This window comes from Burkholderia pseudomultivorans, from assembly GCF_001718415.1.
Classification (GTDB): domain Bacteria; phylum Pseudomonadota; class Gammaproteobacteria; order Burkholderiales; family Burkholderiaceae; genus Burkholderia; species Burkholderia pseudomultivorans_A.
The window spans coordinates 2,881,861-2,894,779 of the sequence record NZ_CP013378.1 but is presented as its reverse complement, the minus strand read 5'-3'; the positions used below and the strand labels follow the sequence as shown (position 1 = coordinate 2,894,779).

Genomic DNA, 12,919 nt, shown 5'->3' with positions numbered 1-12,919 from the left:
TGCTCCGGAAAGAAACATACGCGCGCGGACATGTGCGTTCAGCGAGCCCATTGCTTCCTCCATTCCGACGTTTCGAGGTCGAGAAACTGCGCCCCATCCACCCGGTGATCCCGGAATTGCAGGGATGCCGGGTCGAACCAGAGCTTCAGACTCCCCTCCCACGTGTAGTGCCGCTGCTTGGCGCAGATCAGAACCGTGTCGGCTTGAGCCTCGAAAAGTGCCCGTTTTTCCTCGTCGAGATCCTTGCGCAGCTCCGTTTCCTTGCGCTTATTCCGATGCACGATGAGCAAGTTGTCGACAAGGTCCGTGATTTCGCCCGCGCCCTTCAGGTCGAACTTGTCCGGAACGTCGGTCTCACGCTCGCCCTTGCGGATGTGGTGCACGAGGTGGATGTGCAGCCCGGTATCCCGGGCGAGCGAACAGAGCGCATCGACGAACGCCTTCTGACCGGCGTAGTCGTCCGGGGCGATGCCGCACTTCATGAGGCTATCGATGACCATGTGCGCGACGCCCAGCTCGTTGCGGCAGTATCGCGAGACGGCCAGCATCCGGTCGCGCTGCACGGTGCCGATGTGGTTGTAGATCCAAAGCCGATCGTCGGTCCAGCGCTCGAGCGCACGCAGGTACGGCACGGCCGGTTTCTCCTGACACGCAGCCTGGCGCGACATGCGCTCCATGGTCTTGTGCGGCGGCATTTCCATCGAAGCGATGCATGCGCGCTCGCCCTGCGACATCACGTGCAGAATCACCTGCCCGAGCACGCCGGACTTGCCGTGACCGTTGATGCCACCCCAGAGCGATACCTCGCCGGGGCGGAAGGCCAGATCGCGACCGAGCGTCGACCAAGGCGTCGACACGCCGGTCTGCTGCTGCGCTTCGCCGTGGAACGCATCCACGACCATGTCGAAGAATTCGGACGCTCGACGAACGTCCGCGCGACCGTCGTCCGCGTCGTTGACGTACGCGTTCCAGTCGATCGAATCGGGGATCATGCGTGCCACTGCTGGGCCTCCTGTGCGGCTTTGATGACGAGCGTGCAAGCCTCGTCGTAGGGGGTTGGAATGGACTTTCCGAGTTCGCCGAAGATGCGCAGCGCAAGCGCCCGAGCGTCGTCCCAGCAGGGACCGCCAAGCGCCATGGGGCACCAGTCGAAAACGCGGAAGTCGGTGATGCGGCGCCATTCGCCCAGCTCGACGCGCGGACCTTCGCGGAAGGTCAGCACCATGCGCCGCGGCACTACTGCCGCCATGTCGACGAGCGAACGCAGAAGCGCCGGAAACGCGATCGAAGCCGAAGCGAACGCCTCGACGTCCAAGGCCGCAATCGGCCGCCAGTCGTAACGCTCGTGGGTACTCGCATGCAGCGTCAGGTTCGAAAACTCGAGCGAGCCGACGAACGACACCAGCACCGAGTCGGCCGGAGCCTGACGGCGACGGCGCATGGCGACGAGAGCTTCGGAGTTGGCGGGATAGCGGGCCATGGCGATCACGCGAAGGGGTTGTCGACGAGCTGCCCGCGCGCGTTGCGCACCAGCTCGGAATCGGTTGAACCGTTGGGCTTCAGCGCCCCCAATGCGCCCGCGTACTGCCCGAACTTCTCGGCATTGAACAGCGTTGCGGGACGCAGGTACTCGCACATCTTCGGGTCATGCGCCCAGTCTCGAACCTTCGCGTCAACGACGGCCTTCAGCTGCTCAACGGTCGCACCTTCACGAATGCGAGCTGCGATCAGCTTCGTGTTCGCAGGAACCGGCTGGAAATTTCGATTCGCTTTCGCGTTCAGGTAGCCGAGCACGTCCTTCGCAGCGCTCGGCGTGCCCGACATATCCTCCTGTTCCTGCTCCTGTTCCTGCTCTTGGCTTCGATGGGGCTCCGAAGGGGCTTCTGAGGGGCTAAGTTCAAACGCCTTCGATTCGCGCTTTTTTGTCAGGTTGAACGCCTTCGCGTATCGGTCGTAGAAGCCCGACAGGAAAGGGTTTTCGGGGAGTTGGTTGTATTCGTTCTGCACGCCGATTGAGCGCTTGTCGCTCTCCGACAGCTTCTCTGCGATCTGGAAGCGGGCCATTTCGAACACCCAGACCATCTCCGACTCTCGGTCGTACGCGCAAAATCCGGCGTCGATACACCTTTGAAGCCCCTTCGATGCCCCTTCGATGCCCAATCCGGTTTCATGCGCGATGAGCAATTCGGGCTGGTAGAACAAGCCGAGCATGTTCGAATGCGGCGACGTCATCAGGTAGAGGCCGACGACGACCGCCTCGGCGCCGGCCTTCTTCAGCTTCTTGCCGGTTTCGCCGATCCAAAATTTCGGGGAGACGCGCGAGTAATCACGCATGGCGCACCTCCGCGTCGGTGAGAGGATTCAGGAGTTCGTTCACGGCTGTTCCTCGCCTTCCGTCCCCGATTGTCCCAGTTTGGGCCGCCGCTCGAACTCGATCACGGCGGGGTGCATCACGCCGTACGCGCTTTTCAGCACGTGGTAGCCGAGGTAATCGGGGGTCGACACGCCCTGCTTCGCAGCCTGCGTCGCAAGGTCCGCCGCTGCAGCCAGCGGCAGCAGCACCGGCTGCTCTACGCGGTCTTCACTCATGCGCGCACCTGCGGGCCGATCTGTCCCGCGGCGGCACTGACGCCGACCAGCTGCGCGGGCAAAGTCCCTACTGCGCCGAACAGCATCAGCTCGGTCAGCCGCGCCAGCGCAGCGGAATCGCTGTCGATGCCGTGCAGCGCCTTCCAGGTCTGCAACGCCTCGTACGCCGCATCGCGCAGACGCGTCTTGACCTCGTTCCGGTATTCGGCCCGGGTCGCCTTCGCGGTCTTCATGCGGCCACCTGGGCGTGTTGATTGGCGAAGCCGTCCGGAATGGGCTTTCCATGCTGGACAGCGGCACCGATCACCATCGCCGTGCGTTGTTGGTCGAGCTGATCGGGCCATTGCGAGACGGCGCCCTTGGTAATGCCGAGCGCTCGGGCAAGTGCAGCGCCACTGCCAAAGATGTCCGTGGCTTGCTGTTTCGTGAGGTTCATACCTTCGGCTCCAATAGGTCTTGCCGTGAGTATAGAACCCTAAACTGAATTTGGAAAGTGTTCTAAACCATGCTTCGTTTAGATTTCTATCCCATGAACACGCTAGAAGATCGAATCCGCGCGGTGCTTTCCGAGACTCAGGCCGAACAGGTCGAGCTCGCGGATGCGGCCGGCGTGACGAAAGGCACTGTGAGCCAATGGCTCGACGGAAAGATCAAGTCGATCAAGCTCGAATACGCAGTCGGTATCCAGAAGCGATACGGCTACAACCCGGTCTGGCTCGTCATGGGGGAAGGCGAAAAGAAGCTGGGGACGCCCGGATACGCGAATGTCGCGCCGGCGCAAGTTGGATCTCGTCGCGTTCCGCTCATCAGCAGCGTCCAAGCAGGACGCATGACGGAAGCAGTCGACCCGTTCCCGCCAGGCGGGGCGTTCGAGTATTTGCTCACCGACCTCGATCTATCCGACTACGCCTTCGCGCTCGAGATCGAAGGACTGTCGATGGCCCCGGATTTCAATCCGGGTGATCGCGTCATCATCGATCCGGCGATCCAGCCACGCCCGGGCGATTTTGTTGTCGCGAAGAATGGCCGAGAAGAAGCAACCTTCAAGAAATACCGTGCGCGCGGCGTCGGTGCGGATGGGCGAGATGCGTTCGAATTGATCCCGCTGAATCCGGACTATCCAACCATCAGCAGCGAGCATGAGCAGGTGCGAATCATTGGAGTGATGGTCGAGCACCGGCGGTACCGAAAAAGATAACCAGACCACTTCGGGGAAACGAAATGCGAAAAATCATCGGTGCCGCGGCGTTTGCCTTGGCGCTTGCAGGGTGCGCGACTTACGACCTCGCGCTGATGCCGCGCGGGCCGGGGAAGATGGCTCACGGCACCGCGAAACAGATCGACAAGACCGTTTCGATCACGATCGACGAGCGAACCTACCACGGGAAATTCGCCTACGTCCAAGGCGGCGCATTCACCCTCGGGACGGCGTTTTCTGGCGGTCAAGTTGCCACCGGAAATGCTGTCGGCATCAGTGCCACGGGCAATGGGAACGTACTTGCGCAGTCGGCCGATGGGCACAACCTCCGCTGCGTCTTTTCGTTTAGCGGATGGAGCCAAGCGGGCACCGGAACGTGCCTGACTGACGATCAACAGCTGTACGATCTGCAAATTTCACGATGAAATTCGCTATCTGCGCCTTCGCGATGCTGATTGCGAATACGGCATCTGCCGAGTGTGTCGTTAGCCAGTCCACCGCCACGCATGTGCAAGTCATCGATAGCGGAACCCTCCTCATCTATGGGGGCGCGGCTGGACATACGATGATGCGCTCTCTTACTCCACTCTTACCCGGCGGCCAGTTCGCTATCGGCAAGGACAGCTTCTGCGATTTCGACTCGAGCGCACTATTCATGAACGGGCAGCCGATTCTCATCCAGGAAATAAGGCACCTCTACTGATCTCGCACAAATGCTCATCCCGCCCGGCGGGATTTTTTTCGACCTCATGGTTTAGAACACTTGACTGCATCAGGATAGTTTTCTAAACTGGCCTCAACATCACCTCCGACACCGAGGCCACCATGCTCCACCCCGCCACCACCGAACGCGCAGCCGACTTCCGGACCGATCGCCAGCTGCAGCAGTTCAACGACGCGCAGGACGCGGCCGACGTGCGGCTCGAACGTGCGGCGGCTGCCGTGACGCTCGACGACGTGCTCGAGGCATTCGCCGGCCTCAACGAATCCGAGCAGCGGAAGCTCGTCGACGCCTACCGCGACACCTCAGACCGCGCCCACTTCCAATGGATGCTGATGAGCATGTTCGAGGACGCGTTCGCCGCGGCGGCGAAGCGCATCGCCGAATACTCGGGCGGTGGTCGCGTGCCGGCCCGTGTGCGCCTCTTCGACGAGGCATGACATGCACTCCATCCAATTTTTCGTCGTTGGCGTCCTCGCGGTGCTCGTGCTGACGCTCGTGATTTTCGCGGTCGAGGCGATTAAGCGCCGCGGTCGCTCGCACTGAACCCCTCCCGCTACAGGAGAACGACCATGAAGCGCTATCGATCCATCGATTACGGCCGCGTGACAGCCATTGCGGGCGACCCGCTGATCGGTTCCGAGCCGACTACCGCAGAACCGAAGAAGCCTGCATTCATCGTTTTCTTTCAAAACAAAAACAGCGGCTACTTTCTGCGCGGCGAAGGCGACGACATACGCGACTACGGCGGCACGCACGTACCCGCAGAGGCCGCGCGATTCAAGACCGCGCGACAGGCGCGCGAGTTGGGCGAAGCGTACTTGCGCATGTGTCGCTCCGATCCGGAGCGCAGCAGCGTTACGGTACTAAAGCAGGTTTGACCAACCGCGCCCGCCCTGCGGGCAATCACACCACACCACACCGAGGATAGACCATGAGCGAGATCAATGAACAGCCGTCCGCGCTCGACTGGCTCGAAACAGAAATTTCGGCTGTCGATTGCTGGTATCGCGGCGATCCGAGCTATGAGCACGACGCGTACTGGATGAAAGAACGCGCACTGAAGTTGGTGCAAGAGGCGAAAGCTATCTTCGCGCCGGACGTCGAGGCAGACGCGCTCATGGCTCTCGAAATGCTCGCCTCCGAAGCCGACGCGGGCACGGTCATGATCCCGTCCGGCCTGCGCCTGACCATCGACGCCGCCCTCATCAAGGCCGGCCGTAAGGCTGCGCCGGAGCCGGTGCGGCACGTGACGATCGCAGGAGGTGCGGCATGAAAGCGCCCCGCTACGTCATCGAAGGCACCTGGGCCGGCTATCGGTCGAGCCAAGATCGCGTCGTGCATCGCTCGGTTCACGACGGCGCAGAGAAGAAGCTGCGCGCATGGGCCGAACGCACGTTCTCGATCGCCTATACGGACGGCACGCGCCTGATTCTGTCGGTGCGCGACTGCAAGCCGCGTGAACGGATCGACGTGCGCGCCGGATACATGAAGCTGATCCGCGACTGCGCCTTTCACGACGTCGACACCGTTGATGCGCTCGTCGAGGCCGAGAAAGCGCTCAAGGCGCGGGCACGGGAGGCATGATGCGCGCCCCTCTCAACAGCCCAACGCTTGTATCGCGCGGTTACAGCCGATCGGTTGTATCGCGCCCGGCGGGCGACAACGACCTGCTGCGTTCGTGCGCGCGTGTGCACCGCTCGATCACGATCGCTGCTGCGTTCGGCCTGTTCGTGTGCGTCGGCGTGCTCTGGTACGTCGCCGTTGCGATCCGCGCAGGAGGTGCCCTGTGAAGCGCCTGATCCGAAACGTGTTCGAACTCGTGTCGCTTTGGGCGGTGCTCGGCGTGATCTTGTTCCTGATCGTCTGGCTCGTGCTGCCGCAGCTTTTCGAAGTCTCGGCCGCGCGCGGCGTGTGGGGTGCGTGATGCTGATCGAACATCTGGACATCGACGAATACCACCGGCACGCCGCAGTCAGCAAGTCGCAGCTCGACACGATCAACGTGTCGCCCGCGCACTTCTGGGCGCTGCATCGTGATCCGGCGCGGCCAGCACCGACCACGCGCAGCGGCCAGCTCGAGGGCCAACTCGCGCACTGCGCGATCCTCGAGCCGGACGAGTTCGGCAAGCGCTATGCGCTCGGCCCGACGCTGAACCGCAACACGAAGGCATGGAAAGAGTTCGTCGACGAGAACGCAGGCCGCATCGCGATCCAGCAGGACCAGTACGACACCGCCTGGCGCCAGTCGGACGCTGTGCGTGCGCTGCCGGAGATTCGCGAGGCGCTGTCGCGCGGCCGCGCCGAGGTGTCGGCATTCTGGACCGATCCGGCGACGGGCGTAGCATGCCGATGCCGGCCGGACTGGGTGCATGACCTGACCGAATCGAATGTGCTGCTCGTCGACCTGAAGACGTTCAGCAGCGCTGGACCGGACGAGTTTCGGCGGCAGGCTGCGCGCAAGCGCTACCACGTGCAGGACGCGTTCTACAGCGACGGCTACGAGGCCGCGAGCGGCAAGGAAGTGCGTGCGTTCGTGTTCGTTGCCGTCGAGACGGAATGGCCGTTCGCCGCGCACGCAATGATGCTCGACGACATGTCTCGCGAACAAGGTCGCTCGGACTATGCACGCAATCTCGCGACCTTCGCGCGCTGCGAGGACGCCTGCGAATGGCCCGGCTACTCGAAGGAAATCACCCTGATCACGCTGCCCCAATGGGCTTTCACTACGGACGAGGCATGACGATGGCAACGACAACCAACCTGGCCCAACTCAAGTCGACCTCGAAGATGGTCGCACGCGAGGCCGGTATCGGCAGCGTGAAGCAGTTTTTCGAATCGCAAAAGGCGACGCTCGCCGCGGTGCTGCCGAAGCACGTCAGCCCCGATCGCATGCTCAAGATCGCGCTCGGCGCGCTGCGCACGACGCCGAAGCTGATGGAGTGCACGGTAGAGTCGCTGATGGGCGCCGTCGTGCAGTGCTCGCAGCTCGGCCTCGAACCGAACACGCCGCTCGGCCATGCCTACCTGATCCCGTTCGATAAGCGAAAGAAGGTCGGTAACGATTGGGTAACGGACAAGACCGAAGTCCAGATCGTGATCGGCTACAAAGGCCTGATCGATCTCGCGCGCCGCTCTGGCCAGGTCGTGAGCATCGCTGCGCACGCAGTGCATGAGCACGATCACTTCGAATACGCGTATGGCCTCGACGAAAAGCTTGAGCATCGCCCTGCCATGACGCGCCGCGGTGACGTGATTGCCTTCTACGCGGTCGCGAAGCTGGTTGGCGGCGGCCATGCGTTCGAGGTCATGAGCGCTGAGCAGGTCAACGAGATCCGCGACGCGAGCGAGAACTATAAGGGCGCCGTCCGCAAGAAGAAGCAAGCCGAATCGGTCTGGGGCCAGCACTACGAAGAAATGGGTCGCAAAACCGTGCTGCGCCGCCTGTTCAAGTACCTGCCGGTGAGCATCGAGCTCGCGAGCGCGGCCGCGATCGATGATGTCGGCGCCTCTGGCCGCTCGCAGGCGCTCGATACCGTTCTCGACGGCGACTACATCACGCCGACCGACGACGAGCCGGACGACGACGGCGAGATCGATCCGCCGGCCGGCCTGACCGATCAGCGACAGCAGCAACGCGACATGGCGCTGCCGTCCTATGACGAACTGCTCGCGAAGGTCCAGAAGGCCGACAACACCGATGACCTCGACCTCGTGCTAGACAGCGCGCGCGAGCTGCCGCAAGCCGAGTACGTGAAGCTCGAGCAGGCGTATCAGGATCGCCGCGAAGTGCTGCTCGGCGCGTAACCCTTCCCTCATCACCCGGAGCAACCATGAGCAAGCAATCCGAAGCCAAGGAGAAACAAGGCTGGCGCAAGAAGCCGAACATGTGCGCGGACTGCGCACACTTCACCAGCCAGAAGACCGAGGAGAAATACCTCACTTGGACATGGACGAAAGAGTCATTCCTGCGCTGTTCTCTCGGCGACTTCAAGACCGGAAAGAGCAACACGTGCGACCGCTTCAGTGCGAAGCCGGATGCGCAGTGAACCACCAGCCGCGCGGCATCCGTCGCGCGGCAACCACCGGCCTCAACGGTGGGTGCTCGATGTGACGGGTGGGCTCCGTCACTGCACCGACTCGACTCCCGGCGCTTTCATGCAAACAGCTGCCACATGCTAGCCGAGCACCCGCCATTGAGGCTTGATCTACTGATTTAGAGGATGACGATGACTTTCCGATTCGGCTCCGTCTGTAGCGGTATCGAAGCAGCCAGCTGTGCCTGGCATCCGCTCGGATGGCAAACCGCATTCGTGAGCGAGATCGAGCCGTTTCCGAGCGCCGTTCTCACGCACCACTACCCGACCGTCCCGAACCTCGGCGACATGACCAAATTCAAGGATTGGCCCGATGCAGCTATCGATCTTCTCGTCGGAGGAACTCCCTGCCAAAGCTTCAGCGTCGCCGGACTTCGAAAGGGACTGGCTGATCCGCGTGGCAACCTCATGCTCACCTATCTTGCCATTGCTCAGCGCTACGCTCCCCGCTGGCTGGTTTGGGAAAACGTCCCCGGTGTCCTGTCGTCAAACGATGGACGGGATTTTGGAACCTTCCTCGGCGGCCTGGCAGAACTCGGGTATGGGTTCGCATACCGCGTTCTTGACGCTCAGTTCTTCGGAGTGGCCCAGCGACGCCGCCGTGTGTTCGTTGTCGGACATCTTGGAGACTGGCGACGTGCCGCAGCGGTACTTTTTGAGCGCGAAAGCCTGCTCGGGCATCCTGCGCCGAGCCGCGAAACGAGGCAAGGAATTGCCCCAACCCTTAGCGCGCGCACTAAAGGCGGTGGCGGACTAGGAACCGACTTCGATTGCGATGGCGGCTTGATTCCCGAAATCGCTCGCGCCCTGACGACGAGCAATCAGAGAATTGATGCGGAGACGGAGACGTTGCTCGTTGCTCACGAGTTGCGCGGCGAGGGTTTCGACGCAAGCGAGGATGGAGCCGGTCGGGGCACTCCGCTCGTCCCATGCCAGCCATACACGCTCGCGATTCGCGGTCGCGATGACGGGCATGCACTCGAATATCGGCAGGACGGGACTGCGAACGCGATTCTCACACCGAATGGTGGACGTGGAGGCATCGGGGTTGGCGCGATTGCCTTCGCCGAGAACAGTCGCGCCGAACTCCGACTCAAGGGTGGCGACGGTCGGCGCGTCGGCGCAATTTCAACCGGCGGTGGCAAACCAGGACAAGGCGCCCCGATGATCGTTCATTCGATCTGCCTCGGCAGCGACCCAATCAATTCCGAAGATCTCGCGCAGCCGATTACGCGACGTAACGGTGATCCGGGAACGATCTCTACCGGGAGCGCGGTTCGTCGCCTCACCCCTCGCGAATGCGAGCGCCTGCAAGGCTTCCCCGACCACTACACCCTCATCAACGTGCGCGGCAAGCCTGCCGCCGATGGCCCGCGCTACAAGGCGCTCGGCAACAGCATGGCCGTGCCGGTGATGCACTGGATCGGCAAGCGCATTGAGTTCGTCGAATCGCTCACCACCTGAGGATCAAACACCATGACGACCAACGAAACCCCCGCATCCGTCCGCGTATGCGCAATCGCCGACATCCAATGCTCACGAGGGTGTGGCAACGGCGCGTGCAAGCGCGAGGCCGAATCGTTGCAGCCCGCAGCAGCGCCGATCGTCCGCGTCAACCGACATGCCGTCATGCGGCTCAAATCGATCTGCCGTAAGCTCGGCATCGAATCGGCGGTCCCAGAGGAGGTCTTCGTCGATCCGGACGGCCTGTTCGCGATATTCGGCCAGATTCGTAGCGCGATCGATCACTTGGCACGCCCCACACCCTTGCCGAGCGGCGTACTGCATACGCTTCGAGCCGCGAAGCAGTTTATCGCGAACGGCGTCGAACTCGGATACATCCGCATGCCGGATTCCGACTGCCCCGATCCCGCGCACGAAGTGCCGAAGCTGATCGACGAGGCGATCGCCTCGCTCAGCAACGCATCCTCGCCGGCGGACGAGCGGGCGGCGCCTGACGTGCCTGAGAAGCGCCACGCGACCGATCCCGAGCAGCAATGGCAGCAGTTTTGGCGGGAGATTTGCACCAACGCTGACGGCTCGATCAATCTGGAACAGGTGAAGCGAGAGTTGTCCGACTTCTCGATGCTCCTGTCGTGGGTGCCGCGCGTCTATATGCACGTCACCGGTGGGAAGGTGTCGAAGGAAAACACGTGGCCCAGCGTCGTCATGTCGCTGCATGACGAGCATGTGAATGAACTGGTCGAAGAAGCGTTGCGCTCGGAACTCGAAGAACGCGCCGCATCTGCCAACGAGACGGGGGCACCTATCGGCTGGGCGTGGATTTCTCCGACCGGTCATATCTCGCGCTTCAGCGTCGATTTCGATGGCAAACACGATCAACTGGCGACTGGATGGAAAGTTCGGCCGGTAGCGTTCTGCGACTCGGCAGCCAACGAGACGGGGGCGGAAGGGGCAGCGATCCCGGCCGGCTATGCGCTCGTGCCGATCGAGCCGACACCGGAAATTCTGACGGCCATCTGGCAGAACGAGCGCGATTCGCGTCGAGCATGGGAGTGCGCGATCGCGACGGTACATCAGCCCGCGCAGGCAGACGCTCGGGTCGGGCTGACGTATCAGCAAGTCGAGGCTTTGGCCGCGAAGCACCAGTTCGACATGACCTCGTTCGATTACGTCGATTCCAACAGCCTCGTCGATCTCGTGAACGACGCACTGCGTTCGATTGGACAGCCGAAGCCGCGCGCCGAGGTGACGGAGGAACAGCCGAGCCTCACGAATCCGCTCACGCCATACGGCATGCTCTGCAGGGCGCTCCGGATCGTCACTGGCTCGCTGCTGTACGACATGGCGAAGCACATGCGCATGTCGCCCGCGAAGCTGTCCGCGATGGAGTTCGGCCGCGAGCCGGTGACGCCCGAGATCGTGCGCGAGGTCGGCACGTACTTCGAGAGCCTGGGTGTGCACAACATGCGGCCCGCGCTCCAGTTCGCCATCGACGCCGCCCGCGCCCAAGGAGACTCCCATGAGTGAGCTGATTCTGTCGCGCGAGGAAGTCAAAGCGCTGTACTCCAAGCACTTCGTCAATCCATACGATCTGCTGCCGCTCTGGGCGGAGGCTTTCTCCGCCGCCCTCGAATCCGCCATTCTGGAGAAGCTGTGCGGGGAGCCGATCTATCAGACGCGCCAGCTTTCGGACGAGGCGGCGCAATGGGACGATGTGCACGAAGCCACACATTCGGCCTGCGCGTCTCAACCTCAGTTTTACGAAACGCGCATCGTCTACGCCCTCAACCGGAGCCAATCATGAAGATCACCGATGACATGCTGACGGAGTGGTTTCCGATGGGTGTGAAGCCGGTCCGAGGCGGTGAATACGAGGGCCGAGAACGCAGAACGCGCCTACGTATACGCGTGTTTTGGCGGAAGCTGGACGATACCAATCATTTCGACTGGTACGTCTACAAAGGCACACTCGGGCCGTTCGCGCTCTGGGAATGTGTGTCGGACAAATTGTCTGCGTGGCGGGGGCTTACGGAGAAGCACCATGGATGAGCGCGAAGATTCGAAGATCCTGAGACGCCGCGACGAAGAACACGTGTCGATTTTCAAGGCGCGCACTGGCATGGGCGCCGTGATCATGGAAGGGCAGGAGATCGGCGCAGTCGTTCGATATATCGAGGCGCTCGAACGGGACGCCGGCCGCCGCACCACTCCCGACAGGGACGCCATCATCGAGGAATGCGCGTCATATCTGGACCGGAAATGGGATAGCGCTGCTGCACTACTGCGCTCCCTGAAGACCACTCCGACCACCGCACCGAGGGAGGAAGGCAATGGCTGAGATAGACGTGAAGACTGCACGCGCAATCGCGAATGACCTGCGGGCATCGTTCGGATCATGGACCAAACCGTATCAAGCCGCGAACTTCTTGACCGACCTTTGCGACCGCCTCGAAGCTGCGGAGAAAGATGCGGAGCGGTATCGCTGGTTGCGTGACAACAAACATCTGGACGCGTGGTGGTCAGTCACCGGTCCAACCGACCGCTGCGAAAACATCGACGCCGATATTGATGGAGCTATGACTGACGCCCTCGCGCAACGACAGGGAGAAGGATCATGAGCGACGTCTTGCCGTGCCCTTTCTGCGGGAAACCGCCTTATGTGGCCAAAGAGATTGACCCTGACGAATGGTGGTACGTCGCTTGTCAGACGCCGGGTTGCATCTTACCGACTGCGGCGGGATACACATCCATCGAATCGGCGATTGCGAAGTGGAACCGCCGCGCCCCTGCTAGTGAGAAGGAGGCATCTTGAGCGACCAATGCAGATGCCGCGCATGTATTCGTGAGCGCG

At 62.1% G+C, this 12,919-nt stretch carries 25 protein-coding genes; 19 read left to right on the top strand and 6 right to left on the bottom strand.

All coding sequences use genetic code 11. The features are described from left to right. Window positions 1-38: 38 nt before the first annotated feature. From WS57_RS25670 to WS57_RS25645, 6 genes are read right to left on the bottom strand one after another with little or no spacing between them, the layout of a single operon-like run. Complete coding sequence (locus WS57_RS25670; RefSeq protein ID WP_069245018.1) at window positions 39-1,001, bottom strand: AAA family ATPase; 963 nt, start codon at window positions 999-1,001, stop codon at window positions 39-41. Next, on the bottom strand, window positions 989-1,480 hold the full coding sequence (locus WS57_RS25665; RefSeq protein ID WP_236871924.1) for a histidine ammonia-lyase: 492 nt from the start codon (window positions 1,478-1,480) through the stop codon (window positions 989-991). Before WS57_RS25665 ends, WS57_RS25670 begins: the two co-directional genes overlap by 13 nt. A 5-nt stretch (window positions 1,481-1,485) precedes the next feature. Beyond that, window positions 1,486-2,334 (bottom strand): conserved phage C-terminal domain-containing protein, encoded by an 849-nt coding sequence (locus WS57_RS25660; RefSeq protein WP_069245017.1) that lies wholly within the window; start codon window positions 2,332-2,334, stop codon window positions 1,486-1,488. A 39-nt stretch (window positions 2,335-2,373) separates the two neighbouring features. Then, window positions 2,374-2,589: a hypothetical protein gene (locus WS57_RS25655; RefSeq protein ID WP_069245016.1), complete on the bottom strand. Its 216-nt coding sequence runs from the start codon at window positions 2,587-2,589 to the stop codon at window positions 2,374-2,376. Next, window positions 2,586-2,822, bottom strand: a complete 237-nt coding sequence (locus tag WS57_RS25650; protein ID WP_069245015.1) for a hypothetical protein — start codon at window positions 2,820-2,822, stop codon at window positions 2,586-2,588. The genes WS57_RS25655 and WS57_RS25650 overlap by 4 nt, the downstream gene beginning before the upstream one ends. After that, entirely contained in the window at window positions 2,819-3,025 is a 207-nt protein-coding gene (locus WS57_RS25645; RefSeq protein WP_069245014.1) for a Cro/CI family transcriptional regulator, read from the bottom strand. Before WS57_RS25645 ends, WS57_RS25650 begins: the two co-directional genes overlap by 4 nt. A gap of 93 nt (window positions 3,026-3,118) precedes the next feature. Here WS57_RS25645 and WS57_RS25640 point away from each other — a divergent pair, with 93 nt between their 5' ends. From WS57_RS25640 to WS57_RS38390, 19 genes are all read left to right on the top strand, one after another. Continuing rightward, window positions 3,119-3,787 carry a LexA family protein gene (locus WS57_RS25640; RefSeq protein WP_236871923.1) on the top strand — a complete coding sequence of 223 codons (669 nt, stop codon included), beginning with the start codon at window positions 3,119-3,121 and terminating at the stop codon, window positions 3,785-3,787. Window positions 3,788-3,810: 23 nt separating this feature from the next. Then, on the top strand, window positions 3,811-4,212 hold the full coding sequence (locus WS57_RS25635; RefSeq protein WP_236871922.1) for a hypothetical protein: 402 nt from the start codon (window positions 3,811-3,813) through the stop codon (window positions 4,210-4,212). After that, window positions 4,209-4,490: a hypothetical protein gene (locus WS57_RS25630; protein WP_069245012.1), complete on the top strand. Its 282-nt coding sequence runs from the start codon at window positions 4,209-4,211 to the stop codon at window positions 4,488-4,490. The genes WS57_RS25635 and WS57_RS25630 overlap by 4 nt, the downstream gene beginning before the upstream one ends. A gap of 122 nt (window positions 4,491-4,612) precedes the next feature. After that, complete coding sequence (locus WS57_RS25625; protein ID WP_069245011.1) at window positions 4,613-4,948, top strand: hypothetical protein; 336 nt, start codon at window positions 4,613-4,615, stop codon at window positions 4,946-4,948. Between the two features lie 132 nt (window positions 4,949-5,080). Then, window positions 5,081-5,389 carry a hypothetical protein gene (locus WS57_RS25620; protein WP_069245010.1) on the top strand — a complete coding sequence of 103 codons (309 nt, stop codon included), beginning with the start codon at window positions 5,081-5,083 and terminating at the stop codon, window positions 5,387-5,389. Between the two features lie 53 nt (window positions 5,390-5,442). Next, window positions 5,443-5,784 (top strand): hypothetical protein, encoded by a 342-nt coding sequence (locus WS57_RS25615; protein WP_069245009.1) that lies wholly within the window; start codon window positions 5,443-5,445, stop codon window positions 5,782-5,784. Beyond that, complete coding sequence (locus WS57_RS25610) at window positions 5,781-6,095, top strand: hypothetical protein (protein WP_069245008.1); 315 nt, start codon at window positions 5,781-5,783, stop codon at window positions 6,093-6,095. The genes WS57_RS25615 and WS57_RS25610 overlap by 4 nt, the downstream gene beginning before the upstream one ends. Continuing rightward, on the top strand, window positions 6,095-6,301 hold the full coding sequence (locus WS57_RS37280) for a hypothetical protein (protein ID WP_155774341.1): 207 nt from the start codon (window positions 6,095-6,097) through the stop codon (window positions 6,299-6,301). The genes WS57_RS25610 and WS57_RS37280 overlap by 1 nt, the downstream gene beginning before the upstream one ends. After that, window positions 6,298-6,435, top strand: a complete 138-nt coding sequence (locus WS57_RS37715) for a hypothetical protein (RefSeq protein WP_167361744.1) — start codon at window positions 6,298-6,300, stop codon at window positions 6,433-6,435. The genes WS57_RS37280 and WS57_RS37715 overlap by 4 nt, the downstream gene beginning before the upstream one ends. Beyond that, on the top strand, window positions 6,435-7,250 hold the full coding sequence (locus tag WS57_RS25605) for a PD-(D/E)XK nuclease-like domain-containing protein (protein WP_069245007.1): 816 nt from the start codon (window positions 6,435-6,437) through the stop codon (window positions 7,248-7,250). The genes WS57_RS37715 and WS57_RS25605 overlap by 1 nt, the downstream gene beginning before the upstream one ends. 2 nt (window positions 7,251-7,252) lie before the next feature. Beyond that, complete coding sequence (gene recT, locus WS57_RS25600; RefSeq protein ID WP_069245006.1) at window positions 7,253-8,314, top strand: recombination protein RecT; 1,062 nt, start codon at window positions 7,253-7,255, stop codon at window positions 8,312-8,314. Window positions 8,315-8,340: 26 nt separating this feature from the next. After that, on the top strand, window positions 8,341-8,556 hold the full coding sequence (locus WS57_RS25595; protein WP_069245005.1) for a hypothetical protein: 216 nt from the start codon (window positions 8,341-8,343) through the stop codon (window positions 8,554-8,556). 180 nt (window positions 8,557-8,736) lie between these two features. Further along, window positions 8,737-10,068 carry a DNA cytosine methyltransferase gene (locus WS57_RS25590; protein WP_069245483.1) on the top strand — a complete coding sequence of 444 codons (1,332 nt, stop codon included), beginning with the start codon at window positions 8,737-8,739 and terminating at the stop codon, window positions 10,066-10,068. Window positions 10,069-10,080: 12 nt separating this feature from the next. Continuing rightward, a complete protein-coding gene (locus WS57_RS38115; RefSeq protein ID WP_236871921.1) occupies window positions 10,081-11,595 on the top strand; it encodes a hypothetical protein in 1,515 nt (504 codons plus the stop codon). Continuing rightward, window positions 11,588-11,872 (top strand): hypothetical protein, encoded by a 285-nt coding sequence (locus WS57_RS25580; protein WP_069245003.1) that lies wholly within the window; start codon window positions 11,588-11,590, stop codon window positions 11,870-11,872. Before WS57_RS38115 ends, WS57_RS25580 begins: the two co-directional genes overlap by 8 nt. Continuing rightward, window positions 11,869-12,117 carry a hypothetical protein gene (locus WS57_RS25575; protein WP_069245002.1) on the top strand — a complete coding sequence of 83 codons (249 nt, stop codon included), beginning with the start codon at window positions 11,869-11,871 and terminating at the stop codon, window positions 12,115-12,117. Before WS57_RS25580 ends, WS57_RS25575 begins: the two co-directional genes overlap by 4 nt. Continuing rightward, window positions 12,110-12,406 carry a hypothetical protein gene (locus WS57_RS25570; RefSeq protein ID WP_069245001.1) on the top strand — a complete coding sequence of 99 codons (297 nt, stop codon included), beginning with the start codon at window positions 12,110-12,112 and terminating at the stop codon, window positions 12,404-12,406. The genes WS57_RS25575 and WS57_RS25570 overlap by 8 nt, the downstream gene beginning before the upstream one ends. Then, window positions 12,399-12,686, top strand: a complete 288-nt coding sequence (locus tag WS57_RS37270) for a hypothetical protein (protein WP_155774340.1) — start codon at window positions 12,399-12,401, stop codon at window positions 12,684-12,686. The genes WS57_RS25570 and WS57_RS37270 overlap by 8 nt, the downstream gene beginning before the upstream one ends. Beyond that, window positions 12,683-12,880, top strand: coding sequence for a Lar family restriction alleviation protein (locus WS57_RS38390; RefSeq protein WP_081337667.1), 198 nt, complete (start codon window positions 12,683-12,685; stop codon window positions 12,878-12,880). The genes WS57_RS37270 and WS57_RS38390 overlap by 4 nt, the downstream gene beginning before the upstream one ends. The last annotated feature ends 39 nt before the right edge of the window (window positions 12,881-12,919 follow it).

What these genes read in the sequence shown, in the direction of transcription:
- WS57_RS25665 (WP_236871924.1), bottom strand. Translation starts at nt 1,480, where the DNA reads ATGGCCCGCTATCCCGCCAACTCCGAAGCTCTCGTCGCCATGCGCCGT.
- WS57_RS25660 (WP_069245017.1), bottom strand. Translation starts at nt 2,334, where the DNA reads ATGCGTGATTACTCGCGCGTCTCCCCGAAATTTTGGATCGGCGAAACC.
- WS57_RS25655 (WP_069245016.1), bottom strand. Translation starts at nt 2,589, where the DNA reads ATGAGTGAAGACCGCGTAGAGCAGCCGGTGCTGCTGCCGCTGGCTGCA.
- WS57_RS25650 (WP_069245015.1), bottom strand. Translation starts at nt 2,822, where the DNA reads ATGAAGACCGCGAAGGCGACCCGGGCCGAATACCGGAACGAGGTCAAG.
- WS57_RS25645 (WP_069245014.1), bottom strand. Translation starts at nt 3,025, where the DNA reads ATGAACCTCACGAAACAGCAAGCCACGGACATCTTTGGCAGTGGCGCT.
- WS57_RS25640 (WP_236871923.1), top strand. Translation starts at nt 3,119, where the DNA reads ATGAACACGCTAGAAGATCGAATCCGCGCGGTGCTTTCCGAGACTCAG.
- WS57_RS25635 (WP_236871922.1), top strand. Translation starts at nt 3,811, where the DNA reads ATGCGAAAAATCATCGGTGCCGCGGCGTTTGCCTTGGCGCTTGCAGGG.
- WS57_RS25630 (WP_069245012.1), top strand. Translation starts at nt 4,209, where the DNA reads ATGAAATTCGCTATCTGCGCCTTCGCGATGCTGATTGCGAATACGGCA.
- WS57_RS25625 (WP_069245011.1), top strand. Translation starts at nt 4,613, where the DNA reads ATGCTCCACCCCGCCACCACCGAACGCGCAGCCGACTTCCGGACCGAT.
- WS57_RS25620 (WP_069245010.1), top strand. Translation starts at nt 5,081, where the DNA reads ATGAAGCGCTATCGATCCATCGATTACGGCCGCGTGACAGCCATTGCG.
- WS57_RS25615 (WP_069245009.1), top strand. Translation starts at nt 5,443, where the DNA reads ATGAGCGAGATCAATGAACAGCCGTCCGCGCTCGACTGGCTCGAAACA.
- WS57_RS25610 (WP_069245008.1), top strand. Translation starts at nt 5,781, where the DNA reads ATGAAAGCGCCCCGCTACGTCATCGAAGGCACCTGGGCCGGCTATCGG.
- WS57_RS37280 (WP_155774341.1), top strand. Translation starts at nt 6,095, where the DNA reads ATGCGCGCCCCTCTCAACAGCCCAACGCTTGTATCGCGCGGTTACAGC.
- WS57_RS25605 (WP_069245007.1), top strand. Translation starts at nt 6,435, where the DNA reads ATGCTGATCGAACATCTGGACATCGACGAATACCACCGGCACGCCGCA.
- recT (WP_069245006.1), top strand. Translation starts at nt 7,253, where the DNA reads ATGGCAACGACAACCAACCTGGCCCAACTCAAGTCGACCTCGAAGATG.
- WS57_RS25595 (WP_069245005.1), top strand. Translation starts at nt 8,341, where the DNA reads ATGAGCAAGCAATCCGAAGCCAAGGAGAAACAAGGCTGGCGCAAGAAG.
- WS57_RS25590 (WP_069245483.1), top strand. Translation starts at nt 8,737, where the DNA reads ATGACTTTCCGATTCGGCTCCGTCTGTAGCGGTATCGAAGCAGCCAGC.
- WS57_RS38115 (WP_236871921.1), top strand. Translation starts at nt 10,081, where the DNA reads ATGACGACCAACGAAACCCCCGCATCCGTCCGCGTATGCGCAATCGCC.
- WS57_RS25580 (WP_069245003.1), top strand. Translation starts at nt 11,588, where the DNA reads ATGAGTGAGCTGATTCTGTCGCGCGAGGAAGTCAAAGCGCTGTACTCC.
- WS57_RS25575 (WP_069245002.1), top strand. Translation starts at nt 11,869, where the DNA reads ATGAAGATCACCGATGACATGCTGACGGAGTGGTTTCCGATGGGTGTG.
- WS57_RS25570 (WP_069245001.1), top strand. Translation starts at nt 12,110, where the DNA reads ATGGATGAGCGCGAAGATTCGAAGATCCTGAGACGCCGCGACGAAGAA.
- WS57_RS37270 (WP_155774340.1), top strand. Translation starts at nt 12,399, where the DNA reads ATGGCTGAGATAGACGTGAAGACTGCACGCGCAATCGCGAATGACCTG.
- WS57_RS38390 (WP_081337667.1), top strand. Translation starts at nt 12,683, where the DNA reads ATGAGCGACGTCTTGCCGTGCCCTTTCTGCGGGAAACCGCCTTATGTG.